This is a genomic window from Methanobrevibacter sp. UBA417 (genome assembly GCF_002508845.1).
GTDB classification, from domain to species: domain Archaea; phylum Methanobacteriota; class Methanobacteria; order Methanobacteriales; family Methanobacteriaceae; genus Methanobrevibacter_A; species Methanobrevibacter_A acididurans.
The window spans coordinates 78,868-104,542 of record NZ_DAZC01000027.1; the positions used below are offsets into that span (position 1 = coordinate 78,868).

General features: G+C 25.5%; 24 protein-coding genes. 16 read left to right on the plus strand and 8 right to left on the minus strand.

Going from position 1 to position 25,675, the window contains the following annotated elements; translation table 11 throughout:
- The first annotated feature begins 3 nt into the window (after positions 1-3).
- The 3 genes from BP769_RS04950 to BP769_RS04960 all read left to right on the plus strand — a co-directional run bounded on the left by BP769_RS04950 (position 4) and on the right by BP769_RS04960 (position 2,474).
- Positions 4-570 carry a TIGR00296 family protein gene (locus tag BP769_RS04950; RefSeq protein WP_413825108.1) on the plus strand — a complete coding sequence of 189 codons (567 nt, stop codon included), beginning with the start codon at positions 4-6 and terminating at the stop codon, positions 568-570.
- A 165-nt stretch (positions 571-735) separates the two neighbouring features.
- Positions 736-1,758 carry an NOG1 family protein gene (locus BP769_RS04955; protein ID WP_413825110.1) on the plus strand — a complete coding sequence of 341 codons (1,023 nt, stop codon included), beginning with the start codon at positions 736-738 and terminating at the stop codon, positions 1,756-1,758.
- A 146-nt stretch (positions 1,759-1,904) separates the two neighbouring features.
- The gene (locus BP769_RS04960; RefSeq protein WP_413825113.1) at positions 1,905-2,474 is read left to right on the plus strand and encodes an Hsp20/alpha crystallin family protein; all 570 of its coding nucleotides are present in this window, start codon (positions 1,905-1,907) and stop codon (positions 2,472-2,474) included.
- A gap of 124 nt (positions 2,475-2,598) precedes the next feature.
- Here BP769_RS04960 and BP769_RS04965 read toward each other — a convergent pair whose 3' ends face one another.
- The gene (locus BP769_RS04965; RefSeq protein ID WP_413825115.1) at positions 2,599-3,606 is read right to left on the minus strand and encodes an SIS domain-containing protein; all 1,008 of its coding nucleotides are present in this window, start codon (positions 3,604-3,606) and stop codon (positions 2,599-2,601) included.
- Positions 3,607-3,806: 200 nt separating this feature from the next.
- Between BP769_RS04965 and BP769_RS04970 the strand changes: the two genes are divergently transcribed.
- On the plus strand, positions 3,807-4,439 hold the full coding sequence (locus tag BP769_RS04970; RefSeq protein WP_413825118.1) for a DUF447 domain-containing protein: 633 nt from the start codon (positions 3,807-3,809) through the stop codon (positions 4,437-4,439).
- Between the two features lie 8 nt (positions 4,440-4,447).
- Here the strand turns inward: BP769_RS04970 and ade are convergent, their stop codons facing one another.
- Positions 4,448-6,166 (minus strand): adenine deaminase, encoded by a 1,719-nt coding sequence (gene ade, locus BP769_RS04975; RefSeq protein WP_413825121.1) that lies wholly within the window; start codon positions 6,164-6,166, stop codon positions 4,448-4,450.
- 58 nt (positions 6,167-6,224) lie between these two features.
- Positions 6,225-7,472: a TIGR00300 family protein gene (locus BP769_RS04980; protein WP_413825124.1), complete on the minus strand. Its 1,248-nt coding sequence runs from the start codon at positions 7,470-7,472 to the stop codon at positions 6,225-6,227.
- A gap of 153 nt (positions 7,473-7,625) precedes the next feature.
- Here BP769_RS04980 and BP769_RS04985 point away from each other — a divergent pair, with 153 nt between their 5' ends.
- Positions 7,626-8,153, plus strand: a complete 528-nt coding sequence (locus BP769_RS04985; protein ID WP_413825127.1) for a nitroreductase family protein — start codon at positions 7,626-7,628, stop codon at positions 8,151-8,153.
- A gap of 19 nt (positions 8,154-8,172) precedes the next feature.
- Here the strand turns inward: BP769_RS04985 and speB are convergent, their stop codons facing one another.
- Together speB and BP769_RS04995 are read right to left on the minus strand one after the other, a co-directional pair.
- The gene (gene speB, locus BP769_RS04990) at positions 8,173-9,084 is read right to left on the minus strand and encodes an agmatinase (RefSeq protein WP_413825130.1); all 912 of its coding nucleotides are present in this window, start codon (positions 9,082-9,084) and stop codon (positions 8,173-8,175) included.
- 121 nt (positions 9,085-9,205) lie between these two features.
- Entirely contained in the window at positions 9,206-9,613 is a 408-nt protein-coding gene (locus BP769_RS04995; protein ID WP_409198658.1) for a translation initiation factor IF-5A, read from the minus strand.
- Between the two features lie 343 nt (positions 9,614-9,956).
- Between BP769_RS04995 and BP769_RS05000 the strand changes: the two genes are divergently transcribed.
- The 6 genes from BP769_RS05000 to BP769_RS05025 all read left to right on the plus strand — a co-directional run bounded on the left by BP769_RS05000 (position 9,957) and on the right by BP769_RS05025 (position 16,589).
- Complete coding sequence (locus BP769_RS05000; protein WP_413825133.1) at positions 9,957-10,415, plus strand: pyruvoyl-dependent arginine decarboxylase; 459 nt, start codon at positions 9,957-9,959, stop codon at positions 10,413-10,415.
- A gap of 33 nt (positions 10,416-10,448) precedes the next feature.
- Complete coding sequence (locus tag BP769_RS05005; RefSeq protein ID WP_409198656.1) at positions 10,449-12,323, plus strand: bifunctional NADP phosphatase/NAD kinase; 1,875 nt, start codon at positions 10,449-10,451, stop codon at positions 12,321-12,323.
- A 32-nt stretch (positions 12,324-12,355) separates the two neighbouring features.
- Positions 12,356-13,846, plus strand: coding sequence for a coenzyme F430 synthase (gene cfbE, locus BP769_RS05010; protein WP_409198655.1), 1,491 nt, complete (start codon positions 12,356-12,358; stop codon positions 13,844-13,846).
- A gap of 56 nt (positions 13,847-13,902) precedes the next feature.
- Complete coding sequence (gene hemC / locus BP769_RS05015) at positions 13,903-14,772, plus strand: hydroxymethylbilane synthase (protein ID WP_409198654.1); 870 nt, start codon at positions 13,903-13,905, stop codon at positions 14,770-14,772.
- Between the two features lie 216 nt (positions 14,773-14,988).
- Entirely contained in the window at positions 14,989-15,939 is a 951-nt protein-coding gene (locus BP769_RS05020; RefSeq protein WP_409198653.1) for a Gfo/Idh/MocA family protein, read from the plus strand.
- A 35-nt stretch (positions 15,940-15,974) separates the two neighbouring features.
- Entirely contained in the window at positions 15,975-16,589 is a 615-nt protein-coding gene (locus BP769_RS05025; protein ID WP_409198652.1) for an orotate phosphoribosyltransferase-like protein, read from the plus strand.
- A 61-nt stretch (positions 16,590-16,650) separates the two neighbouring features.
- On the opposite strand, the gene BP769_RS05030 is transcribed toward BP769_RS05025, so the two are convergent.
- On the minus strand, positions 16,651-16,956 hold the full coding sequence (locus tag BP769_RS05030) for a hypothetical protein (protein ID WP_409198651.1): 306 nt from the start codon (positions 16,954-16,956) through the stop codon (positions 16,651-16,653).
- A 1,105-nt stretch (positions 16,957-18,061) separates the two neighbouring features.
- Here BP769_RS05030 and BP769_RS05035 point away from each other — a divergent pair.
- The 3 genes from BP769_RS05035 to BP769_RS05045 all read left to right on the plus strand — a co-directional run bounded on the left by BP769_RS05035 (position 18,062) and on the right by BP769_RS05045 (position 22,444).
- A complete protein-coding gene (locus BP769_RS05035; protein WP_413862177.1) occupies positions 18,062-18,415 on the plus strand; it encodes a hypothetical protein in 354 nt (117 codons plus the stop codon).
- A 111-nt stretch (positions 18,416-18,526) separates the two neighbouring features.
- Positions 18,527-20,944, plus strand: a complete 2,418-nt coding sequence (locus tag BP769_RS05040) for a DUF5906 domain-containing protein (protein ID WP_413862179.1) — start codon at positions 18,527-18,529, stop codon at positions 20,942-20,944.
- A 315-nt stretch (positions 20,945-21,259) separates the two neighbouring features.
- Positions 21,260-22,444 (plus strand): hypothetical protein, encoded by a 1,185-nt coding sequence (locus BP769_RS05045; protein WP_413862181.1) that lies wholly within the window; start codon positions 21,260-21,262, stop codon positions 22,442-22,444.
- 410 nt (positions 22,445-22,854) lie between these two features.
- Here BP769_RS05045 and BP769_RS05050 read toward each other — a convergent pair whose 3' ends face one another.
- A complete protein-coding gene (locus BP769_RS05050) occupies positions 22,855-23,037 on the minus strand; it encodes a hypothetical protein (RefSeq protein WP_413862183.1) in 183 nt (60 codons plus the stop codon).
- Positions 23,038-23,134: 97 nt separating this feature from the next.
- Here BP769_RS05050 and BP769_RS05055 point away from each other — a divergent pair, with 97 nt between their 5' ends.
- Both BP769_RS05055 and BP769_RS05060 read left to right on the plus strand, forming a co-directional pair.
- Complete coding sequence (locus BP769_RS05055) at positions 23,135-23,881, plus strand: hypothetical protein (protein WP_413862185.1); 747 nt, start codon at positions 23,135-23,137, stop codon at positions 23,879-23,881.
- Positions 23,882-23,883: 2 nt separating this feature from the next.
- Positions 23,884-24,657 carry a hypothetical protein gene (locus BP769_RS05060; RefSeq protein WP_413862187.1) on the plus strand — a complete coding sequence of 258 codons (774 nt, stop codon included), beginning with the start codon at positions 23,884-23,886 and terminating at the stop codon, positions 24,655-24,657.
- On the opposite strand, the gene BP769_RS05065 is transcribed toward BP769_RS05060, so the two are convergent.
- Positions 24,658-25,671, minus strand: a complete 1,014-nt coding sequence (locus tag BP769_RS05065; protein ID WP_413862189.1) for a DNA cytosine methyltransferase — start codon at positions 25,669-25,671, stop codon at positions 24,658-24,660.
- Positions 25,672-25,675: the final 4 nt, after the last annotated feature.

Here is a 25,675-nt window from a genome sequence, read left to right on the forward strand (position 1 = left end):
AAAATGACAATAAGTGAAAATGATGGAAAATATTTATTAAAAATTGCTCGAAAAGCTATTGAAGATAAGATAAATAATAATGTAAAAATGGATATGCCTCAAGATTGTCCCGAACATTTAAAAGAAGATTTAGGAGTTTTTTGTACAATAAATGAAAATTCAGAGCTAAGAGGATGTATCGGTTATCCTGAACCAATTAAGCCATTAATTTCAGCACTTATTGATGTAGCTATATCTGCAGCAACAGCAGACCCTAGATTTCCTGTGCTTAAAAAAGAAGAATTAGAAAAGATTGATTTAGAAATTACAGTTTTAACAAAACCTGAACTAATAAATGTTTTAAAAAGTTCAGAATATCCTGAAAAAATTAATTTAGGTGAAGATGGGTTAATTATTAAAAAAGGTTTTAATAGTGGATTACTTTTACCACAAGTAGCAACAGAATTTAATATGGGGAAAGAAGAATTTTTATCACATACTTGCCTTAAAGCAGGTTTGTATCCAGATACTTGGAAAAAAGACGTTAATATTAAAATATTTAAATTTCAAGGAGAAATTTTTAAAGAATAAAAAATTTTTAAAATTTTTTTAAAATTCTATTTTTTTATATTAATTTTATATATATTTAAAACATAATTAAATATTAAGCACTATTTTTTATTATTTTAAATTATGAAATAAAAAATTTTTACAAAATTTAATAAATATTTACAGAAAAGATTATTAGTGATAATTATGATGATACCAACAATCCCTACTCCAGATGAACTTTTAGATAAAGGATTTAGAAGAGGGAAAAAGGCTGCTGATGAAGTTAGATCATCAAAAATGCCTAGAAGATTAAAACCTAAACGAATTGAAGAAGTTAGAGTAGTAACTGCATGCCAAGTAATTAAAGATCGATTAAAAATGATAAATGATCGAACACCAACTGTTGAAGAGTTACCTATATTTTACCAAGATTATATTGATATAACTGTAGGTATTGATGATTTGAAAAAATCATTAGGTGCTTTAAATTGGGCATATGGCATTATAACTCAATTAGAAAAGGATTATGCTAAAAAAATTAGAAGATACCCTCCAGAGAAGGCTTCACAACTTAGAAGTCAAGCTTATGGTCGTGTTGCTAGTGTAGCTAAAAAAATTAGTAAAGATTTAGATTTCTTAGATTTTGCTAAAAGCCAATTACGTAATATGCCAACTATCGATTTTGATGCTACAACTATTGTAATTGCAGGTTTCCCAAATGTAGGAAAATCAACTTTACTTCGCCAATTAACAGATGCAGAACCTGAAATTGCTGATTACCCATTTACTACAAAAGGAATTCAAATTGGACATATTGAAAGAAATTGGAAACATATCCAAATTATTGACACTCCTGGATTATTAGATCGTCCTATTAGTGATATGAATGATATTGAAATGAATGCTATGGTTGCTCTTGAAGATTTAGCTGATGCTATTTTATTCATCTTTGATGCATCTGAAACCTGTGGTTATACTTTAGAACATCAAAATAATTTATTAACAGAAATTCAAAAAGTTTTCAGTGCCCCAATAATTGTTTTATTTAATAAAATTGATATTGCTGAATATGAAACTGGTTCTGATAGATTTGATTATATTGATAAATTTATAAAAATGAATGAAAATCCATTATTAATATCTGCATCCGAAGGAGAAGGTATTGATAAAATATTAAAAGTTTTTGATTCTGTCAAAAAAATTAATCGAAACAATGATGATTACTAAATAAATTTATTAAATTATGAAAATTAATAAAACAAAAGTTTTAAATATAATAAAGTAACTTAAAGTTACTTAATATAATGCAAAAAAATTTAATAGATAAAAATATAAAATAAAATTATAATAAAATTTTAAAGGAGTTGAATTTAATGGTTGAAAACAAACAACAAAACGAAGAAAAACCACATCTTCACAGAGAAAAAGTAAAAGAAGATATTAATACTGGAAAAGAAAGAGCAGAAAAAAGAGCTGAAAAAGGTAAAAATGTTGTTGATAGAGTATCTACAGACCTTGGAAAATCCATGGAAGATTTAATGGTAAGTATTAGAGGAGTTCAAAAAACTATGGATGGAAAAATCCAAGATTATAAAGAAACAACCCCTTCCAAACTTGATTTAGATTTAATAGATGTAAGTGATTGTTATTACTTAAAAGTAGATTTACCTGGTGTTGAAAAAGACCAAATTGAAATAGAAGCATCTGAAAATGAAATTACAATTAAAGCAAATTTCCCATCAACACTTGAAGACATTGAAAAACCATCTGATGTTCAACCTGAATTTTTAATTAAAGGTAGAAAAACTGGTGAAGCTAAAAGATCAGTTAGATTACCTGCAAAAATAAAAATAAAAGAAATTTCTGCAAAAACAAATGCAGGTACAATCTTCTTAGAAATTCCTAAAGTTCAAGAAGAAAAATATACTGTTGATTTAGAATAAACAAATATAAAATTAAATTTTTTTTAACTATTTTTTTAATTAAAAAATAGTTCTTATTTTTTTAATTGTAAACTATTAATTTTTATTTAAAAAAAGATTTTAAAAATAAAAAGTTTAAAACTTTTTATTCATAACGAACTTTACCTATATGTCTAGTACTTCCAGGATTTTCACCATTAAAGTGAGCAAGGTAATATACAAACCATTCTAAAGGAACTACTAAAATAAGAGGTGCAAGTAAATCATTAATATTTGCATAATCCTTTAATTTATATGTGATAGTTTTACATTCCAATTTATTTGAAAAATTTATTGCCTTTTCAGTTAAAGCATCTACTGGATAATTAGCTTCCAAAAATATCATAGGAACATCTTTTTCTGCTCTTTCAATTAAACCATGACGAAATTCCGCAGCATATAAAGGACAAGCATGTTTAATAGCTCCTTCCATAAGCATAGTCATAGCTAATTTATAAGCTAAACCAAAATTAGGTCCGCCACCTAAGCAGTAAAAGATATCTTCATCTTTATATTTTTCAGCTAATATTTTATTTTCTTCTTCAGTTGTTTTTAATAGTTCTTCAATTAGATCAGGTAATCTATTTAAATCATTTAATATTTCATTTTTTTTCTCATAATTAGATGATGCAAATAAAAGGTAATAAAGACAAGCTAATTGTGTAACATATGTTTTAGTCCCTAATATAGCTTCTTCTTTATCTCCTCTAGTTAAAATAGGATTTTTAGCTTCTTTTAACATAGAACTATTTTGTTCATTTGAAATTGAAATAGTATTGAAACCTAATTCATTAGCTTTTTTCAAACCAGCTAAAGTATCAGCAGTTTCTCCTGACTGTGATGCGAAAATTGCAGCGGCATTTTGATCGCCTAAATTTTTACTATAAGTAAATTCATAACCTGTAGCAACAACTACAGGGAAATCTGAAACCATACCTAAAGCATCACGAACTGAATAAAGTGTAGATAATGAACTTCCACAACCAACTAAATATATTTTATCCACATCTTCTAACTCTTTTGAAATTCTTTTCATGTTAGAAGATTCTTCTTTAAAAGTTTTTCTTAAAGCGTTGGGTTGTTCTAACAGTTCTGTACGCATTTTATAAACCATAAATATTCCTTCAGTATAATTAATTTTTAAAAATTTGTAATGGTGGTATTTTTAAATATATTTTAATAATATTATAATCTATTTTTGTAGTAACTAATATAAAAAAGTAATTAAATTATATAAGTTTTAAAAAATTATAAAAGTATTATTAATCAAAATATTAATTATATTTTATGAAAATTTTATAGGTTTGAAAAAATATGGTAATGACTCTTAAAGATATTGGAATGAATCATGGGCAACAATACGAAGTAATCTTAACTAGTAAAAATAATGATGGTAGTCAAAATGCTGCACCTTTTGGGACAATAGTTAAAGGAACAAACCAAATTGTTAATCATATCTTTCAAGGAAGTACAACTTTAAATAATATTCTAAAAAATAAAGAGTTTATGGTTAATATTACATCAAATCCTATTTATTTTACTTTAGCTATTATAGACAATATTCCATCTGAATATTATGTTAATAAGGATTCATTAATATTGAAAGATGTTGATGCGTATTTTAAAGCTAGTGTTGATAATACAAAAAATTTTATTAAAAAAGATGATCCTATAAAACCGGTTGAATCAACATATATTTGTTCTAATGTGAGTGATATTACTAAAAACAAAAGTGATGTTGTTGCAATTAATCGTGGTATTCATTGTATTATTGAATCACTTGTAAATTATAGTAGAGTTGATAAAGTAAAAGATGAAAAATTAGACTATTTTTTAGGACGTTTTAATGAGAATAGTAGAGTTATAAATAAAGTTGGTAGTAAACAGGATAAAGAAGCTATGAAAATGATTAAAAAAAGTTTAAAAAATAAAGGATATGAAATATAAACTTAAGTTTAATTTTGTATTACATTTACGAATCCGAATTCATTTAGGCTGAATAAACCTTTATCTGATAATTTTAAATCAGGGATAACAAGTAATGCCATGAAAGATAATGTCATGAAAGGGTCATCTAATTTTGAACCTAATTTTCGAACTAAATTTTTCATATTTTCAAAATTTGTAGATACTATTTCTATACTTTCATCACTCATTAATCCTGCAATTGGCAATTTTAAACTTTTTTTAGTATTATTATAAGAAACTGTTAATCCTCCTTGATTTTGGATTAATTCATTTACAGCTTTTGCCATGTCTATTGAATTAGTACCAATAGTTATTATATTATGGGAATCATGAGATATTGATGTTGCAACTGCTCCTTTTTTAATACCAAATCCTTTTATAAAACCGTTTGACACAATATTATGACCGTAACGTTCTACTACACTTATTTTTAATATGTCTTTTTTAGTGTCAGATTGTATTATATTGTTTTCAATTTTTAAGGTATCAATAATTGAGTTTGTAATTAATTCCCCATTAAAAGCTTCAATTATTTTTACATTTACATTATTATCTTTTTTTGTTTTTATATCAAAATCTTCAGGTTTTTTAAGATTTACATTAAAAGTATTTGATACTTTTGGTTTTTTTACTTTGAAAAGTGATTTCCCATCTTTAGCAACTATTTCACCGTTTACTATAGTTAATTTAATGTTTAAGTCTTTTAAATTATTTACTAAAGTAAAATTTGCTTTTTTACCAACAGATATTTCACCGGAATTTAAATGATAATGATTTGCAGGATTTAATGTTACCATTTTTATTGCTTCAATCGGTTCTATATCATAGTTAATTGCTTTTTTTATTAGTTGGTTTAAATGGCCATTTTTTAAGTCTATAGGATTTTTATCATCACTTACTAAAAAATCAAATATTGGATGTTTTAATAATTTTTCATAATCATCTACAGAAATGTTTCCAAACTTGGATTCATTTGTCCAATACTTTATACGATTATTAATATTAAAAAGAGCATCCATATTTTTGGCAGAAGAACCTTCACGAACCATGATTTTCATGCCTAAATGTTTTTTTTCTATAGTTTCATCAAAACTACTACATTCATGATCAGTACTTATACCTTTAGACACATATTTTATCAAATCTTCACCATTTAATAAAGGGGCATGACCATCAATAGGAACACCTAATTTGTTAGCTAAATCTAATTTCAAGTTAACATTTAAATCATCATTAATTACTCCTGGAAAATTCATCATTTCACCAAGACAAATAACATTAGGAAGTTCAAATAAATTTTTAATCGTTTCAACATCAATATTAGCACCATTAGTTTCAAAATTAGTAGCAGGAACACAAGAAGGTGCTGAAAAATAAAAATCAAAAGGAACATTTTCTCCATTTGAAATCATGAAGTCAATACCTTTAACACCCAAAACATTAGCTATTTCATGAGGATCAGCTACTACAGAAGTAGTTCCGAAAGGTAAAACAGCACTTGCAAAATTAGCTGGAGATAACATTGTAGATTCAATATGAATATGACTATCTATAAATCCTGGAAGAAGAATTCCTTCATAATCTAAAGGTTCATTGGAATCTAATTTAGAAATATTAAAAATAAGACCATCTTTAATAAGAATTTCAGCAGGATAAATATCATCTAAATTAAAATCTAAAATATTAACTTTAATCTTAGAAACCATAAAACAAATAACCTCTTTAAATAAAAATGGAAAGATAAAAAAAATGAATTAAATTAATTTATTTTGGTAAATTTTCAGAAATAAAACTGTCTTCATGTAAACATTCATAAAGAACTGGTAAAAATGCTCCAATATCAGTTACAACACGCATGACTTGAGCACTTCCACGATCAGCAAGTTTTGTAACTGTTGAAGGATTAATATCTATACAGATACTTTTTACTCTAGCAGATAACATATTACCTGTAGCTATAGAATGTAACATTGTAGAGACCATTAAACACATATCAATTTTTTGACAATAATATCTCATTTTAGCTTGAGATTCTGCTGTATCAGTTATAACATCAGGTAAAGGTCCATCATCACGTATAGAACCTGCTAAAACATAAGGAACATTATTTTTAACACATTCATACATGATTCCACTTTTCAAAGTACCATCTTTAACTGCTGCTTCAATTGATCCAGATTTATTTATCCTATTAATAGCTCTCATATGATGAGTATGTCCATGAGACACAATTTCACCTGTTTCAACATTAATCCCTAAAGAAGTTCCAAATTGATCAGATTCAATATCATGAGTAGCTAATGCATTTCCTGCAAAAACCACGTCAATTATTCCTTCTCGGATTAATGCAGCTATAAACTTAGCAGAACCTGTATGAACAATAGCTGGACCACCTACAAGAGCAATTTTTCCACCTTTACTTTTAACTTCTTTAATTTCAGATGCAATATCTTTAGCAATGGATAATAATGGTTTTTCTGAAGACACATCACTATTCATGAATTCAAATCCACCTTGTTTACCTCTTACTCTTTCAGGAGGAGCCACTTTTATCCCATCTCTACCTACAACAATTTTATCTCCTTTTTTTAAATCATTTAAAGGTTTACAATAAGCTTTTCCTTTTGTTTCATCTATTAAAATCATACAATCCATTTCAGTGTTATTAACAAGCAACCAATTACCTTTATATAAAACATGAGTAACATAATTAGTAGTTGAATAAAATCCCTCAGGAGCTACTTTATCTTTAGGAGAAGCTACTAAATTAGCTTCTTTAATCTCAGCTATTGAAACACCAAGAACAGATAATTCATCTAATATACCGTCTAAAACATCAGGAGATTCTGCTGAAACCATCATTTTAGCTCTACTTATATCTGATTTTCTTTTTCCAACATCAAATTTGATAATATCAAAATCTCCACCTTTATCCATTATAATATCCATAGTTTTAGGTAAAGCTAAAGAATCAATTATATGGCCTGAAAGTTCAATTTGTCGTTCGTACATTGATTTCTCTCCTTAAATTAAATCATTACATTATTTATTAAAATAAAAATTATTATATGTTATTTTATAAAAAAATAAATTATAATTAAATATTATACAAAGTATTATATAAAATTTTATCTTTTGATAAAACTTTTAAGGTTAGTGAGATAAATGAATGAAAAAGATATTATATTAAACAATATACTTAATCGAAAAAGTGTTAGACAATATAGTGAAGAACAAATCGAAAAAGAGGATTTAATAACAATATTAAAAGCAGGTATGGCAGCACCATCAACATGTAATTTCCAACCATGGAATTTTATTATAATTCAAAATAGAATTACACTTAACGATATGGCAGACATACATGAATATGCAAAAATGTTCAAAAATGCAAAAGCTGGAATCATTGTTACTGGAGATATGAAAAAAACATTAAAAGATTCTGAAGATTATTGGATAGAAGATTGTTCTGCTGCAACAGAAAATATACTTTTAGCAATAGAAGCTTTAGGTTTAGGTGGCGTATGGACCGGAATTTATCCCTCTGAAGAGAGAGTGAATAAATTAAAAAATTATTTTAATTTACCTAAAAACATAATCCCTTTTAATTTAATAGCTATAGGCCATCCAAAAGGAAAACAGAATATTAAAAATAAGTGGGATGAAACTAAAATTCATTGGGAAAAATGGTAAAAAATTGTTTTTAAAAATTTTATGGAAGTAATGTTAAAAAGTCTAATATAAATTTAGCTGCTAAAACTGCAGTAATATCTCCTAATTTATTTGTTGCTACTTCCATTAAATCAAAACCTATAATTTCTTTTTTTGAAATAATTTTCATAACTTCAGATATATCTTGTGATTTTAAACCATTAGGAGTGGGGTTTCCAACACTAGGTGCAATAGATGGGTCTAATCCATCCATATCTATAGTTAAATATATTGGACCTTTTATTGATTTTAAATAATTTATTAATTTATTAAAATCTGTTTGTAAATCAGTAGGTGTGAAAGTTTTAATATTTTTCTGATTTTTTACATAGTCATTTTCTTCTTTTGAAGCAGATCTAATACCAATTTGAATTATTTCCTTAGGATTCAATTCATGGATTCTTCTCAAAATTGTGGCATGAGAGTATTTCTCATTTTGATAAGATTCTATAATATCTCTATGTGCATCAATATGTATAACTGTAATTTCAGAAATATTATAATATTTTGTTAATGCTTTTATTGAACCTAAAGTAAGACTATGTTCTCCTCCAATAATAAGAGGATATATATTATTGGTTAATAAATCAGTGACATTTTCTTCCACTATTTCACATGTTTTTTTACAATTTCCATTTATGATATTACTATCCCCAAAATCATAGAAAATAGTACTTAAATTTTTTTGAAAGTTAGTGTTAAATCTTTCAAAACCATAAGATGCTTCTCTTATGACAAGAGGCGCATATCTAGAACCATTATGATAGGAGCATGTACTATCAAATGGAACACCTATTATTCCCCATTGTTTTGATTTAGATAAATTATGAAAATTTAGATTTTTTATGTCTTCTAAATTAGAAGTTTCTTGTGCAAATGCAAATTTCCAAGGTTCATAAGTGTTAAATAACATGTTTTTTTAATATCCTATATTTTAAATTATTTTTTTAAAAAGAGTAAATATTAAAAATTAAAAAAAAAGAAAATTTAATTTTTATAAAATTTTTTATAAAAATTTTTATTATTTTAAAAATTTATCGAGAACTTCCTTTAGTTCTCATGATTTTCATATTACCCATTGCGAGAATATATTCTACTTCTCCACCTTCAACAAGACGTTCTTTTAAGTCTTCTTCATCTGGAACTGGAAGGTCTAATGTTTCATAATTTTCCATATCCATTAATTGAATAGTTGTAGGTTGGATAGAGAGTATTTGTCCTACTCTTTTATCAATTATAGGTATATCTACTTTAGTGTTAACTGGTTTAACTATACTTCTTTTTTGATGATCAAAAACACCAACTGCTTCAAGTCTTGCTTTTGCAGCTCCGTGTTTTCCTGGAGATGATGTTGTTAAACTAGTAATTTTAGATGCTTCTCCACCTAATACAATATATTTACCTACTTTTAATGTTTTAATTTCTACGACTTTAGTTGCCATTATTTTAACCTCATTATAATAATTTTTTTTGAATTAAATTAGTATCATAAATAATCTTTTTAGGTTAAATAAAATTATAACTACGTAATGATACTTTTTCTCTGAATCAATCTTAAAATAAGAATTTAATTTATAGTTACTTTAACCTAAATCTATAATAATTAGACAATAATATATTAGGTTAACTTTTTATATAAACTATTCGGAAGTTATGTATATTAATTAAATAAATGATTATAAATTTTAATAATAAGTTATAAAGATTAAATCAATATAAAATATAATTAGATTATATTGAAAAAATATTATTTAAAATTATACATGACAAAAATTGTTGATAAAAATGAAAATAGCTATTGTATCAGGAAAAGCAGAAGGCCCAACAAAATTAAATGCATTTGATAATGCATTAAGTGAAGCAGGTATTGGTGATGTTAACTTAATAAAAGTATCAAGCATGTTAGGACCAAATACTGAACTAATACCATTACCTAAATTAAAACCTGGAGCAATGGTAAATTGTGTGTTATCTGAAGTAACTAGTAAAAAAAAAGGTAATATTATAAATGCATGTGTTGCTGTGGCTATAGGTGATCGTTTAGGTTGTGTAGTTGAAACAACTGGAATAAATGATAAAGAAGATGGAATAAAAGAAGAAGCAATCAATATGGTTAAATATATGATGAATAAACGTAATGTGGAAATTAAAGATTTAATTGTGGAAACCAGTACACATACAGTAGAAAACAAAGGTTCAGTTATTGCTTCAGTAGTTTACATAAATGATGATATTATTGAATAAATTATTTGTAACAAAAAAAGGAGGATTACAAAAATGGATGATGATGAAATAAAAATGTGTGAAAACATATCAAAACAAATTATCACTAATGTTGAAAAATTATTAAAAGTATATGTTGGAAATCCTAAATCTGCAGAATTTGTTAAAATAGGAGCTGATGGAACACCAACTTCATATATTGATATAGTAGCTGAAAACGAAGTTATAAAAATTTTAAAAAATGCCAATTTTTATTCTTATTTAATAAGTGAAGAAATTGGAGAATTAAAATTAGGAAAAGGGACACAAAGACCAGCACATATTACTGAAGAATTAAATCCAGATACTCCTACAGTTGAATCTGATTTAGAATCTGAAGAAACTAAACCTAAATATATTTTCTTAATTGATCCTCTTGATGGAACTAACAATGCCATAAAAAACATTCCAGCATTTGGTATATCCGTAGCAGTTGCTGAAGTCCCTGAAGGTAGAGTTGCAACTCTTGAAGATGTTCAAGCAGGATTTGTTAAAAATTATTCTAGTGGTAACACATATGAAGCAGTTAAAGGAAAAGGAGCTTTAATGAATGGGGAAAAAATGGAACCCACCACAGAAACTGATTTAACTAATATCACATTAGGAGGATTTACAAAAACAAAAACTTTTTCAGCAAGTAAATTAATAGACACTGCAAGAAGAATGAGAGTTTTAGGTTCTGTAGTTTTAGAATTAACATATATTGCTAGCGGAAAATATGATGTTTTCTTAGATTTAAGAGGTAGTAGAATAATCGACATCGCTGCAAGTAAATTAATCGTTGAAGAATCTGGAGCAATAGTAACCAATAAATATGGGGAAAAATTAACAAACGAATTAAGCATTTATGAAAGAACTGTGATTATTGCAGCAAGTAATCAAGAATTACATAATAAAATCATTAATATCATTAATAATGATGAAACTAAACTCATTAAATGCATAGGAATAGTAAGTAGAGTAGATGAATATAAATCCATGTTATTTTCAGTGAAAATAATTGAATACTTACTTAATAAAGGTATTAATGTTGTTATTGAAGAAAGTTTAGCTAACAAATTAGAAGAGATTAAAATAAATCCTAATCTAAAAGGAATAATAGAAGAAACCATTGAAGAATCTCCTGAGATAAGTGAACATTTAAAAAATCTTGACTTTGATATAAACTTCGAAAAGTTATCTCAACCTCTTAAAAACTTCAAAACAGATATGGCCGTAATATTAGGTGGGGACGGAACTTTACTTAGAACACAAAACCAACTTACTAGAGAAATACCAATATTCGGTATTAACATGGGGACCGTTGGATTTTTAACTGAAATTGAAGTTAATAAAACATTTGAAACTTTAGACCATATTTTAAATGGAGATTATTATAAAGAAAACCGTACTCAATTAACAGTATCACATGAAAACCAAAGATTCCCTGCATTAAATGAAGTAGTAATTATGACAGCTAAACCTGCAAAAATGTTACACTTCGAAATCAGTGTTGATGGTGAAATGGTTGAAGAATTCAGAGCTGATGGATTAATAATATCTACACCTAGTGGTTCAACAGCATATTCCATGTCTGCAGGAGGCCCAATAGTAGATCCTAAAGTTGGAGGATTTATAATTATACCAATATGCCCATATAAATTAGGATTAAGACCATTTTTAGTTTCAGACAATAGTGAAATACGAGTAAAACTTTTAAAGAAAGGTAAAAAAGCAGTTTATGTGATGGACGGACAAATCCATAAAGAAATCAATTATATGGAAGAATTAATATTTAAAAAATCTGAAAAAGATGTTGTTTTCATTAGAACTAATAACAAATATTTTTATAAAAAAGTTAAAGATAAATTAAATGAAGGTGGAATTAGTGCAAATAGTAGAAGCCTTTAAACATTACATACTTTAAATTTGGTTGAATTATAATGAAAGCACTAGTAATAGATTTAACACATGGTGGAATTACAATTAGCATAGAATTGTCTAATCTAGGCTTTAGTGAAATTTATGCTTATGATATTTATAATACATTAAATGAAAATGAAAAATTTCAAATTGAATCTAATAATATAATATTACTAAAAAATTTAGAAGAATTTAAAAAAATTAACAAAAATATTGACTCAAATGAAAAATTTTTCATTATTTCCCCAATACATTGCCCATTAAATAAAACTGAAATTATCGGTGAAAATAATAGTAATAATAATTATATTTTTTTAACTCATCATCAAGCAGTGAAATTAATTTTAGAAAATTGGAATAAAAAACGGAAAAAAGAAAAAATTCCACTTATTGAGATTACTGGAGTGAAAGGAAAAACTAGTACTGCTTTCATTCTTAAAGAAATTTTAACAGAATATAAACAAAAATTATTATTACTTTCTAGTCTTGGAGCATTCATATTTAATGGTGATAAGAAAGTTATTCTAAAAAACGATATTAGTATAACTCCTGCAAGTATGATTGAAACAATAAAATTAAGTAAAAAAATAGTTAATCCTCCATGTAATTTTGAATTTGATGAAAAAAACGATCTAAAATTTAATTATGAATCTGTTATTATTGAAAGTTCATTGGGTGTTTCTGGATTAGGAGATATTGGTATATTAACAAATTTAGTGGAAAATTATTCTATTGCTAAAAATACATCTAACGCTAGAGAAGCTAAAAAACAAGTATTTGATTGTAAATTAATTACTATTGAATATGAAACTTTAAAAAAATATTATCCTGAAGAATTAGAAAAATTTAGTGAAAAGATTAATTCCTTTTCAACTAATCCAAAAAATGATAATGCCACAGTTAAAATAAAAAATATAAAATATTCTTTAGACAATACCATAATAAACATCGAATTTAAAGATTTGAAAACAATTAGTGGAAACCAAATTGATGGAAATTTAGAAGTTCAAACATTTGCACCAGGAAAACATAATGTTTCAAATGTTTTATGTGCCATAACATCTTGTTTATCTTTAGATATTAAATATGAAGATATTAAAAATGGTTTAAAAAAATTTAATGGAATACCTGGAAGAACTTCAAAAAGGGAGATTAATAATCAAGTGATTATTGAGGAAGTTAATCCTGGGTTAAATGTTGAATCTATAAAAATTTCTATGGATATGATTAAAAATATGGATAATTATGTAGTTATCCTTGGTGGAAAATATGGTATAACTTGTGAGGAAATTAATGAAACAGAATTAATAAAATTATTAAAAGTTAAAATTGATAAAGATAGTATTGATTTAATCTTAACTGATGAATTAGGATGGAATTTAAAAAATGAGATGGAAGTTGAAATTCCTTATTTTGAAAATTTTAAAGATGCTATTGATTTAGTTGTTAAGAATAAAAAGAATATTTTGTTAATTTATCGTTCAAAATATTCTGATTTAAATAAAAGATAAATATTATATGATTAATTAAAAAAAAAAAAAAAAAATAAAAATTTAGGCGAAATTAGATGATAATTGGAACTAGAGGAAGCAAATTAGCTCTTGCACAAACTGAAGAAATTAATAACTCATTATCTAAGATAAGTAATGAAGAAATTAAAATTAAAATTATAAAAACTAAGGGAGATAAAATTACTAATTCTCAATTGTATAATATGGATTCTAAAGGTTTATTCACTAAAGAGTTAGACAAAGTAGTATTAGAAGAAGAAGTAGATTTTGCAGTCCATAGTCTTAAAGATGTCCCTACTGAATTAGATGAGGATCTTGAAATAATTGCCATACCCTCAAGAGAATCTCCTAATGAAGTTTTAATTTCTCAGTATAATTGGGAAGATTTATCAGATGGTTGCACATTAGGAAGTAGTAGTTTAAGAAGAGAAGCTTTCTGTAACCATTATAATAAAGGTTTTAAATTAAAACCTCTTCGAGGTAATATTGAAACTCGTATTCAAAAAGTATTAAAAGGAGAAGTTAATGCTACAATAATGGCTGAAGCTGGATTAAAACGTTTAGGTTTAACTAAATATATTAAAAAGGTATTTCCAACAGATTACATTTATCCTGCAGCAGGACAAGGAGCAATTGCTATTATTGCAAGAAAAGATTCAGACAAAAAGGAAATAATTCAAAAGTTAAATGATTATATTAGTTTCCAACAAGTGTTATCTGAAAAAACTATCCTTGAAGAAGTAGGTGTAGGATGTCAATGGCCATTAGGAGCTATAGCTTCAATGAAAAATAATGAATTAGTACTTAATTCTATATTATTAGATAAAAAAGGGGATACATTATATAAATCTTCTGTTAGTGGTTCTATTAAAGATGCGAAAGAAATAGGGGTTAAAATTGGTCGAGAAATGATAGAATACATTTAATTTTTTTAAATATAGGGATAATGTTAAAAAAACTTAGTATAAACTGAACATATTAAATTATTTAAATAAATAAAAAGTATAATGGATGAATGGTTAATTTAATATAGAACATATATTTATATATTAATATAATATTTAAGTTAAAAATTTTAGTCAAAGATACTTAAAAATTTTATTATTCAAAATTTTTTAAAAAAAAATTTGGAGGAAATGATTGTGAGAACTGTTAATGTAGGAGTTATTGGTGTTGGAGCAATGGGTTATAACCATGCCCGTGTATATTACAGACTAGAAAATGCAAATCTTGTAGCTGTATCAGATGTTAGTGAACGAACCTTAAAGAAAGTGTGTAAAAAATATGATACCAAAGGTTATAATGATATTGAAGACTTATTAAATGATCCTGAAATTGAAGTTGTTAGTGTTTGTGTACCAACCACACATCATTATAATGTGGTTATGAAAGCTATAGAACATGGAAAACATGTTTTAGTAGAAAAACCAATTGCATTCACTGAAGAAGAAGCAGAAGGAATGATTAAAGCTGCAAAAGAAAAAGGGGTTATATTAAGTACTGGACATGTTGAAAGATTTAATCCAGCAGTACAAAAAGCTAAAGAATTAATTGAAAATGATGTAATTGGAGATGTAGTATCTGCATCTGCTAAAAGAGTAGGACCATTCCCACCAAGAATAAAAGATGTAGGAGTAGCAATAGACTTAGCTATACATGATTTAGATGTAATGTATTACTTATTTGATGAAGAAGTATCACAAGTTTATGCAACTATGGGAAGTATTCTTGATAAATGTGAATATGAAGACCATGCTGAAATCATGGTAAATTTTGAAGATGTAACTGGAATATTAGAAGTAAATTGGTTAACACCTTACAAACGTCGACAAATTGAAATTACAGGAACTGATGGTATTATCTCAGTAGATTATATCGATCAAAGTATTGATGTTCATGGTAAATTTGCTCAAGACATCCAAATAAAACACGAAGAACCCTTAAAAGAGGAATTAAGTTCCTTTTTAGAATGTGTTGTTAATAATGAAAAACCAGTAATAACTGGTGAAGATGGTCTTAACGCACTTAGAATGGTTTTAGCTGCAAATAAATCTTCTAAAGAACACATACCAATACCATTAGATAAAATTTAAATTTATCATAAATAAAAGTTTAACTTAGTGATTCGATGAATACAAAACTTATAAAAAGAGCTAGTGAACTTAGAAGCCATGGATTCACTACTGGGGAAATTGCAGATGAACTTAATGTTTCTATGGATACTGCAAGATGGTTGACTCTCCAAAAAGCTGACGAAAAAAAAGAAATAAAACAACCAGCAGATTTTGCTATAAATTGGAAAAGCTTAGGTGCAAGTTCATCACGACTTAAATATATATCTGCAGCATTAGGTGATATGGCAATGACTCATGGTGAAATTGATACTGTTATTGGAGTAGCTATTAGTGGTATACCATTTTCAGTTTTAATGGCAGATTTTATAGAAGATATGGCATGTAAAAAAACATCATTAGCAGTATATCATCCAAATAAACACAAAAAAGTAGATAACAACGGAGACGGTGAAGGAGCTATAAGTAACAATTTCGGATCTGTTGAAGGAAAAAAGGTTGTTATAGTTGATGATGTCATCACTAGTGGTAAAACTATGAGAGAAGTGATTAATTCAGTTAGAGACCATGGTGCTGAACCAATTGCTTGTACTGTATTAATTGATAAAGCAGGCCTTTCAGAAGTAGAAGGAGTTCCTGTAGAATCCTTAATAAAAGTAAGTAAATTATAAATTTAATAATTTTTTACTTACTATTTTTTACTTTTTTTTATTTCTTGAAATTTATTTATTTTTAATATTTTTTGTTAAAATTGGACGGATTATAATAATTAGGTTTTTGATTCATTCCCATTTTAGAATCCATTAATTTAATGGCTTTTTTATTAATAGATACTCTTTTATTTATTCCTAATTCTTGATTAATATCTTCGATTATATTTATAAAAGTAAATCGATCAATATTGTATTTTCGATAATATTTTTTAAATAGTAAAGATTTGGTTTCTTTTCCATTTATGTAATCTTGTTTTATTTCATTTATCATATTTGGGTTAATTTTAAAAGTTTCATTTCCAGTAAAGTAATATCCTTGCTTCATTTTATTCTTCCTTTTATTTTTTCAAAATTTTTAAACTAACAATGAATTAAAGTTTTTATTTAACTTTGTATATACATAAGGAAAAAGTAGTATATAAAGTAATGTAATACGATTTAAAAATTAAACAACATAATAATTATGTTTAATTTTTATTGTATTTTTTTAATAAACTAAAGCACGTGGGGAACTATATTGAACGTTAAAAATTTAAAATTATACAAATTCTTTTTTTAAAATTAATGAAATTTTTAACGAACAATACAAAAATTCAAAAAATACTAACTTTATAATAAAATATTTGTTAAAAATAAAAATTAAGTAATTTTGTTCTACAAATCATAAAAAAGAACATAGAAAAAAGCTAAACATTAATGTTAATTAAATTATATAATTATTTTAATTTTGAAAATATTAAATTTTTTAAATTTAATCTATCTAATAAAAAATTGTTTCATTAATATAAGTAATGAATTATTAAAGTTAAAACAATTTTTTTAATAAAAAAAGTGAGTGGTGAACAAAAGATTATATGTTCACCTAAATATAAATTGTGTTTAAACGATTCCTTGTGCAAGAATTATACTAAACCATGCAACTTTTTGAGCAAAAATAATATTATATATTAAATAAGTAATATTTAAATTAAATTATATTGAAAGTCAAAATAGCAATCTAGAATAAAATTCCTAAAAATTATCTCTTCTTTTTTTATTTAAAAAAATAGAAAATTAATTAATTTTATTTTCAATGCAAAAACTTTTTTAGATTAGATTGATGTTTAGGAAGAGCTAAAAAAACACATTTACATAAACATGATAAAAATTATAAAAATAACAGTTGATTAAAATCATAGTTTATATTATAACATATAAAATAATTTATCAATACTTTAATATAAAGCAATGATATTTTATTTTTGATTTAGATTTATTGCAACTTAAAAAATAACTTAGATTCATAAATAATTCTGAGTTGTTTTGAAAACTGGATCAATGATTTATTAATTTATTTTTTGTCTCAGCATGAGATTTTAATTGTTATTTTAATCATTAATAAGTTTAAAAAATTCTGTTCTTTATATACTACAAAATTTATACACACATGTATGACTAAAATAAAAGATAATTACTTTAATAATAATTTAACTACTCGCATAACTGCAAGTGAAGATAAACAATTATTAAAATTAATGAAAGAAAATAAATGCAATAAAAGTGAAGTTGTTCGTGATTTGATTTTTAATTATTATTTAGCGAATAATGAAACTATAGATTTTATACAACCATTACCATTGACGAGTAACTATGTACAAATCACATTTGGTGTCAGTTTGGAACAATTAGATATAATTAATGAATTAACTTATAATAATTTATCCATAAGTAAATCTGCAATTATTCGCATACTTATTCAAAAAGCACTTAATGATTTAAATGAAAGAGGTGAGTTAAATGAATAATGAAAAATTAGTTGAAGAACAAAATGAATTACTAAAAAAAATAATTGAACAATTAAAAGCCATAGATGATACTATATTTTTAGTTGGACGCGAATACTTAGGTGATAAATAATGTCACCTAATAATATTCCTTTTGATAAAGTATTACAAGTAGCATCAACAGTTGCACTTGCGTCACCAGAAGAAATTAACAAAAGTGAGACGCGATTTAATAATTGGAATAAAAAAACAGATCATGAAAAAGAAAATTATAAAAATCAATTAAAAAAACAAAATAAGAAATTTTATGAACCTACTATAAAAAATGGCAAAGTACCTGCAATTTCTTGGAACAAACAACCTAAGGGATATAAAAGTTATAATGATAAATATTATGGTTCTGGAGTTATTTGCAGTTATATACCCTCATTGAAATATTATTTAGCTGTTATAGATTTAGATATGCCAAAAAATGATGATGATATTCCAATGAAAGCTATGTTAGATGCTACTAAAGATTTAATACCACAAACTGTAACACACCAAACACCTAGTGGGGGTTATCATATTTATTTGTTATCTGAGGAAAAACCACAAGCAACACAACCACATTTTAATTTAGATTATCAAACAAATACAAACCTTGATAAAAAAGGTAAGTATGTAGTTGCAAATTTTAGATATTCCAAAAATAATGATGATGAATATATAAAAGAATATTATAAAAAATGCCCAAAATCACCAGACAATATTATGATTGTTAAAAATTCTGATGATATACTAAATAAAATTATTAATCAAATAAAAGAATCAGGATTTTTAAAAACACCTATTAAAAAAGCTGAAAATGATGAGAATAAATTGATTAAGATTTTTCGTAAAAACTATCGTGAAGGCTCAAGAAACAATTTTGCCCTAGCAATAGCAGGTTACCTTTATAAAAATAATTACACACAAGCCCAAACATCAAGAATCATTAATAAAGTATTTGAAGATGATGAAGAATTAGATAGTAGAGCTATAAATGTTACACAAACATATAATAAATCTGTTAAGGAAGTTAGTGGATGGATAGCATTAAAAGAGCATTTAAATCCTCAAGACCATCAAAATGTACAAGATTTAGTAAAAAATAGTGAAAAAACTTTAAAAGATAAAATATTTTTAGCAATAGAAAATAACAAGCAGCCAAGTTATAATTTACTCGCTGATTATATTAATAGTAAAAAAAAGTTATTCTATGCTTATGAATCTTTAAAGTATTATGAACTTGATGATAAGGAATCATTAACTGAAATTGATGTTTATGAGATTATGAAATTTTGTAATCAAGAGTTTGAATATAACAATATTAGTAAAACAACCTGCCAACAAGTATTTCCACTAATAACACATTTAATTGAAAAAGATTATGAGCGTATAGAATTCACAAATGGTACACTATTTACAAACGATAATAAAATAAAGTTTAAAGAGAATTGGTATGGACAAGATAAAATACCTAAAATGAAAATACCATTTAACTGGGAACCTGATGCAGAGGGTGGAGAAATCCAAAAAATGATAGATGACAGATTAAAAACAGATAAAATTGGATTTGAAGATAATAAAGATACTTTTCTTAAATCTGTAGGTTGTGTATTCATGTCCACTAATGAAATTGAAAAAATGGTAATATTAGTTGGTCGTTCAGGAACTGGGAAAAGTACCATAATGACTTTATTAAAACATATATTTGAGTTTTCTGAATTATCATTACCCACAATAGTTAAAAGTGAAAGATTTGCTCTATATCCTGCCGTTGATAAAGATATAAATATAGATGATGATATTCAATCGGGAACACTAAAAAATATTGGAAACTTAAAAAGTTTTACTACGGGTAATGGTGGTGAAGTAGAAAAAAAAGGTGAAAACGAACGTATAAAACTAACATTATATAACACACCACGAATTTTTGGATGTGGTAACTCATTACCTATTATGAATGAAGAAGGTTTTGAAAGACGATTATTACTGATAATTGCAGATAATCCTATAAAAAATAATGAAAAACGTAAAAGTTTTCAAACAGACATAATAGTTGGTAAAATGGATAAGCAGATAGAATGGCTAATTTATACTGCAATAACAAAATACCAAGAAACAAGAGATAAACCCATAATTGACAATGCTACTGAAAATTTTATGCAAAATGAATGGAGTAAGAATTCAAACCCACTAAACACGGCCATAAAACAAATTTTTGATTTAACATTAGATGAAGATGTAAAAAATTTTAAATCTGAAAAATTTTTACCAGTAGATGAAGCTGAATTAGAATTAATGCATTGGTATGACTATGCACGAAATGAAAATATAATTTTGAATACTAACAGATTGCCTAGTAAAAAACAAATATCTGCAACTATGGATTATAATATGTTTCAAAAAGGTGAAAAACGGTATAAAGATAAAAATGGTGTAGAACAACGCACAACAGTATATAAACATATTAAAATCAATGAAGAATGGAAAAAAACATATAATAACTGGCAAGAAAATATGTGATCATATTATGAGACGCCGGAAAATCCGAGTAATATGAACTTTTTTTATTTGACCTGATTTTTTTTAAATTTTTTTTATTTAATTTTAATTAAACTCAATAAGTTAATGATTATCCGGATTATCCGGCATAAGATTTTTTGATCCAAAAAAAACATAGTTTTAACAAATACTAAACTATTAAAAAAACATTAATCCAAAAAACAGTAAAGCAACACCAAAAACCTTAAAATAGCTAAAATTTCCAAACTTCTAAATAAAACTAAAAATATATATTATATTAGAATATATTAACAAGAAAAATAATAAAGAATAAATATGTACGGTGAATTCAACATTTTTTCAGAGGGAAATTTAAGAGAATATCTAGAAAATCTTGAAACAGAATTAAAAGAAAAAGTAAAAAATGAAACGGAAAAATATATTCTAAACATTAATAAAAAAGAATATATTCAATATCTAGTAGGAACATACACATTAGACCCTATTCAACTACACTTTGAAAATAAAACAATAATAGATAATCAAGATACTTACAACCCTCAATATTATTTAAAAATACCAGTTACAGGAGATAAAAATTTACTAAAACAAAAACCTAATACTTCTAGATTAAACCCCCCTACAGGTTTTTTAAAAGAAGATAATCTTCAAATAACCTTATATAATGATTTGAATAATAAAAAATCCCTAGAAAATGAAATTCATAACACAGAAGAATATTTAAAATTCGTTTGTGAAAATTCATCTCAACAAGTAAATAAATATAATGAAGAAGTAAAAAAAAATACAGAAATATTTTTTGAGGCTAGAAAAAAGAATATCATTAATAGAAGAAATAAACTAGCAAAACTAAAAATACCCATAGAAAGAAATGAAGATTCTAACACATTTGCTATAATCCCCCCAAAAACTAGAAAAAAAATTACAGTAAAACCTAAAGCTTCTACCAAAACATATGAACCAGAACCAACAATAGATGACAAAACTTATAAAGAAATATTAAAAACAATAAATATAGCAGGGAAAACATTTGAAAAATATCCAAGCATATATATTGGAAAAGATGAAGAAGATTTAAGAGACTTTATTTTCTTAATATTAGTCCCTCAATATGAGTTATCAATTACAGGAGAAAGTTTTAACAAAACAGGAAAGACAGACATACTATTTAAATATGAAAACCATAACGTTTTTATTGCAGAATGTAAAATATGGCATGGTGAAAGAAAATATTTAGATGGGATAACGCAACTATTAAACTATTTAACTTGGAGAGATTCTAAAACTGCACTTATAATATTTGTTGAGACTAATGAAATTACAACTATTTTAAAGAAAATATCAGAAATTACAAAAAAACATCAAAACTTTGTAAGAGAAGAAAAAAAGACAACAGAATCATGGTTTAATTTTATATTCCATTTAAATGATGATGAATGTAGAGAAATTAAAACAGGAGTACTAGTATTCCATCTTCCTAAAATTAAGAATAAACATTAAATTTTTTATTTACTTTATAAATTATTTATTAAAAAAAATAAAATTAAAAATTAAAACTTACGCACTTTTTTCAATAAAATTTTCCTTATGATTTGGTGTTAAGTTATTACCCTTACTATTTTTTTTATTACTTTCCTTTTGATTTTCAGAATTTTTATTTTCCTTTTGCATAAAATTATATTACTAAATACAAAATAATAAAACCTAAGAAACATTAAACCATACAAAAACAGAAAAAACACCAACTAACCTACAAAATAGCTAAAATTTCAAAATAAAACTCAATTATCTAAAACTAACAGAATAAGCACGTGAAATAAAAAATAATCACAGTTTTTAGGTGCTGTAAATTTAATTTACAAATTTTTCAGGTGTCTCACTTTTAAATGAAAAAAATTAGTTATAATTTTTTATCGATTACTTTTATAAATTAATGAATATACTATTTTAGTTCCATTTTTTTCTTTTTTGGCAACAACTTTAAATAAATCTCCAGGTTTAATATCATATTTTTCGCTTATTTTTACAGGAATTGTAATATCCAAAGATTTAGTTCCATGTCTCCCTCTTACTTTTACTATATTGTCTTCCATAATAATATTATTTTTTATGTACATTTAACATTTAATGTATCTAATGTACATTAATTCTTATTAAATTAAATGTTTAACAGTTTAGTAAGATGATACTATGGGAAAAGATGGTTTTAAAAATGAGATTTTACTTATTGAGGAACTTAACAACAAAAAAGTTGTTGACTTAAATCAGAATTTACAAAATGTAATAAAATATATTGATCCAAAAAATATTACTCCAAAATCGACCATTAAAGCTTTTGGAAAAGCCGGAATAAATAAAACAGACATGATAATAAAAATCGAAAATAAGGAGTATAACATAAGTATAAAAAAAGGAACAGGAAATAGTGTACATCAAGAGAAACTTGAAGAATTTATAACATTTCTAAAAGAAAAATATGATATAAATGAAAAATTAGCAAATGATATCCGATTTTTTATTTGGGGAGACGAAACATTAAATGGTACTGGACAAATATCAGATAGATTAAGTTCTAAAGAATTCAAAAATAAATATCCTGAAAAAATATTAAATATTAAAAATTTTTTTCATAAAAACAAAAGAGATTTAATAAAAAGATTTTTAATTGATGGAGCAAAAAGTGAATCTTCTCCAGATTTTTTATATTATGGAACTCCTGAAAAAGGAATAATAGTTGAATCAAATGCAGCACTTGATTGGTTATCTAATGATGAAAATGAAAAAAGAACATCTCCACTTCCCGTTGGAAGATTAACTTTTCAAGCTTGGAATCGTAATATAAATGGAGGAAATAAATCAGAAAAGAAAAGAGGTGTTATCCAGTTAAAATGGAGCTCCGTTGGTTCTGATTTAAAAATAATATCTAAGATGTGTTAAAAATGAGGAATAGAGGAACAAAAGAAGGAACTCAAGAAGAAATTAATCTAGTTAAAACATTAAATAAAAAAGATAATCTTCAAATGTGGAATACATTAAATTTAAATCCTGAAAATCATTATGCTGTACATGTAAAATACCAAAAATTTGGAAAAATAAATCAAAAAAAAGTAATGCCTAAAGCAGATATTCATATAGCTAAAGGTAACATTTCTGAAGAAATTTTAAATGATAAAAATTTTTATTTAAATGAAGATGATATAAAACCTTTTAATTTAATTCCAAAACAGGAAACAGGAATTTCTGTAAAATTAAAAACTTCAAAAAAATATCAGATAACTAAAATGGGTCCGAATACATTTAAAAAAGTTTTTGGGGCATATGAATTAGGTGCTGGGGCTTCAATTTATTGTTTAAAAGAAAAAGATTTGATAAAAAATAATGCAATTATTCAGGGCTGGAATTCTAATACAAAAAGATTTAATGAATTTTTTGAGAATAAAGGTTTGGATTTACCAAATAATAGTCTTCTCGATTTGGAAACTACTAAAATAATAAAGAATTTTTCTAATAATTTAATTGAAGAAAAAATAATAAATAATAAAGAAATTTCCGATTTTATTTTTCAGGGAATTGGAAATTTTGAAGAACCTTTCACAGTGCATTATTTATATGAAAATGAAATATTGAAAGATTCATGTAAGATTCCTTTTAGAGTTACAACAGGATCGGGAAGAAGTAAAGGAACTTATACTATCGTTATAAAACCAAAATAATTAAATTAAATATTTAATCATTTCTTTAGCTATCAATCTAACTACAGGAACTGAAACACTATTCCCAATTTGTTTATAACTTTGTGAATAATTTTCTTTCATTTTAAATGACTCTGGAAATCCCTGAAGTCTTAAACACTCACGGACAGTTAACTTTCTATTTTCTCTAACTAAAACAGGAACATTATTACCTCCAGTACCCATTTTAGCAGTTAAACAAGGAGAATATCCATCATTTCGCATTGAACATCTAGACGGACGTATTTCTGTAGCAAATATTGGAAAATTTTTATTAACTTTATTTTTAGCCACATAATTAGCGTAATGTTTCTTTAAATGATTGGAAGCAATTTCAGATAAATCATAACCTTTTACTCCATTTTCAAGTAAATCATTAATATTACTTTTTGATAATATTGGTGCTGGAAAATCAAAAGAAGAAACTTTATTTTTAAATCCCACTATATAAATTCTTTCTCTGTTCTGAGGAATACCAAAATCTTTAGAATTTAAAACTTTATAAAAAATTGTGTAACCCAAATTTTTTAAAGAATTTTTAATAACTTTAAATGTTCTACCTTTATCATGATTAACTAACCCTTTAACATTTTCTAATAAAAATGCTTTTGGCATTTTAGACTTTAAAATTCTTTCAACTTCAAAAAATAAAGTTCCCCTAGTATCACAAAATCCTTTCCTATATCCTCCAATACTAAACGGTTGACATGGAAAACCTGCACATAAAATATCATGATCCGGAATATTTTCAGCTGGAATCTTAGTTATATCCCCCTTAGGATGCACATTAAAATTTAAAAAATATGTTTCATTAGCCCACTTATCAATATCTGAACTAAAAACACAAACACCACCTACAGATTCAAAAGCTAATCGAAATCCACCTATTCCAGAAAATAAATCAATAAATTTAAAAGGAACATTATCCATCTCCTTTTTATTTTTCATTTGAAAATCAGTCAAATTTAATTGACGTTCTACTTTGTCCAGAACCATTTTT

What these genes read in the sequence shown, in the direction of transcription:
- cfbE (WP_409198655.1), top strand. Translation starts at nt 12,356, where the DNA reads ATGAAAGCACTAGTAATAGATTTAACACATGGTGGAATTACAATTAGC.
- BP769_RS04965 (WP_413825115.1), bottom strand. Translation starts at nt 3,606, where the DNA reads ATGGTTTATAAAATGCGTACAGAACTGTTAGAACAACCCAACGCTTTA.
- BP769_RS05065 (WP_413862189.1), bottom strand. Translation starts at nt 25,671, where the DNA reads ATGGTTCTGGACAAAGTAGAACGTCAATTAAATTTGACTGATTTTCAA.
- BP769_RS05050 (WP_413862183.1), bottom strand. Translation starts at nt 23,037, where the DNA reads ATGGAAGACAATATAGTAAAAGTAAGAGGGAGACATGGAACTAAATCT.
- hemC (WP_409198654.1), top strand. Translation starts at nt 13,903, where the DNA reads ATGATAATTGGAACTAGAGGAAGCAAATTAGCTCTTGCACAAACTGAA.
- BP769_RS04955 (WP_413825110.1), top strand. Translation starts at nt 736, where the DNA reads ATGATGATACCAACAATCCCTACTCCAGATGAACTTTTAGATAAAGGA.
- BP769_RS05060 (WP_413862187.1), top strand. Translation starts at nt 23,884, where the DNA reads ATGAGGAATAGAGGAACAAAAGAAGGAACTCAAGAAGAAATTAATCTA.
- BP769_RS05025 (WP_409198652.1), top strand. Translation starts at nt 15,975, where the DNA reads ATGAATACAAAACTTATAAAAAGAGCTAGTGAACTTAGAAGCCATGGA.
- BP769_RS04960 (WP_413825113.1), top strand. Translation starts at nt 1,905, where the DNA reads ATGGTTGAAAACAAACAACAAAACGAAGAAAAACCACATCTTCACAGA.
- BP769_RS05035 (WP_413862177.1), top strand. Translation starts at nt 18,062, where the DNA reads ATGACTAAAATAAAAGATAATTACTTTAATAATAATTTAACTACTCGC.
- BP769_RS05040 (WP_413862179.1), top strand. Translation starts at nt 18,527, where the DNA reads ATGTCACCTAATAATATTCCTTTTGATAAAGTATTACAAGTAGCATCA.
- BP769_RS05030 (WP_409198651.1), bottom strand. Translation starts at nt 16,956, where the DNA reads ATGAAGCAAGGATATTACTTTACTGGAAATGAAACTTTTAAAATTAAC.
- BP769_RS05005 (WP_409198656.1), top strand. Translation starts at nt 10,449, where the DNA reads ATGGATGATGATGAAATAAAAATGTGTGAAAACATATCAAAACAAATT.
- BP769_RS04970 (WP_413825118.1), top strand. Translation starts at nt 3,807, where the DNA reads ATGGTAATGACTCTTAAAGATATTGGAATGAATCATGGGCAACAATAC.
- BP769_RS05045 (WP_413862181.1), top strand. Translation starts at nt 21,260, where the DNA reads ATGTACGGTGAATTCAACATTTTTTCAGAGGGAAATTTAAGAGAATAT.
- BP769_RS04985 (WP_413825127.1), top strand. Translation starts at nt 7,626, where the DNA reads ATGAATGAAAAAGATATTATATTAAACAATATACTTAATCGAAAAAGT.
- ade (WP_413825121.1), bottom strand. Translation starts at nt 6,166, where the DNA reads ATGGTTTCTAAGATTAAAGTTAATATTTTAGATTTTAATTTAGATGAT.
- BP769_RS04980 (WP_413825124.1), bottom strand. Translation starts at nt 7,472, where the DNA reads ATGTACGAACGACAAATTGAACTTTCAGGCCATATAATTGATTCTTTA.
- BP769_RS05055 (WP_413862185.1), top strand. Translation starts at nt 23,135, where the DNA reads ATGGGAAAAGATGGTTTTAAAAATGAGATTTTACTTATTGAGGAACTT.
- speB (WP_413825130.1), bottom strand. Translation starts at nt 9,084, where the DNA reads ATGTTATTTAACACTTATGAACCTTGGAAATTTGCATTTGCACAAGAA.
- BP769_RS05000 (WP_413825133.1), top strand. Translation starts at nt 9,957, where the DNA reads ATGAAAATAGCTATTGTATCAGGAAAAGCAGAAGGCCCAACAAAATTA.
- BP769_RS04995 (WP_409198658.1), bottom strand. Translation starts at nt 9,613, where the DNA reads ATGGCAACTAAAGTCGTAGAAATTAAAACATTAAAAGTAGGTAAATAT.
- BP769_RS04950 (WP_413825108.1), top strand. Translation starts at nt 4, where the DNA reads ATGACAATAAGTGAAAATGATGGAAAATATTTATTAAAAATTGCTCGA.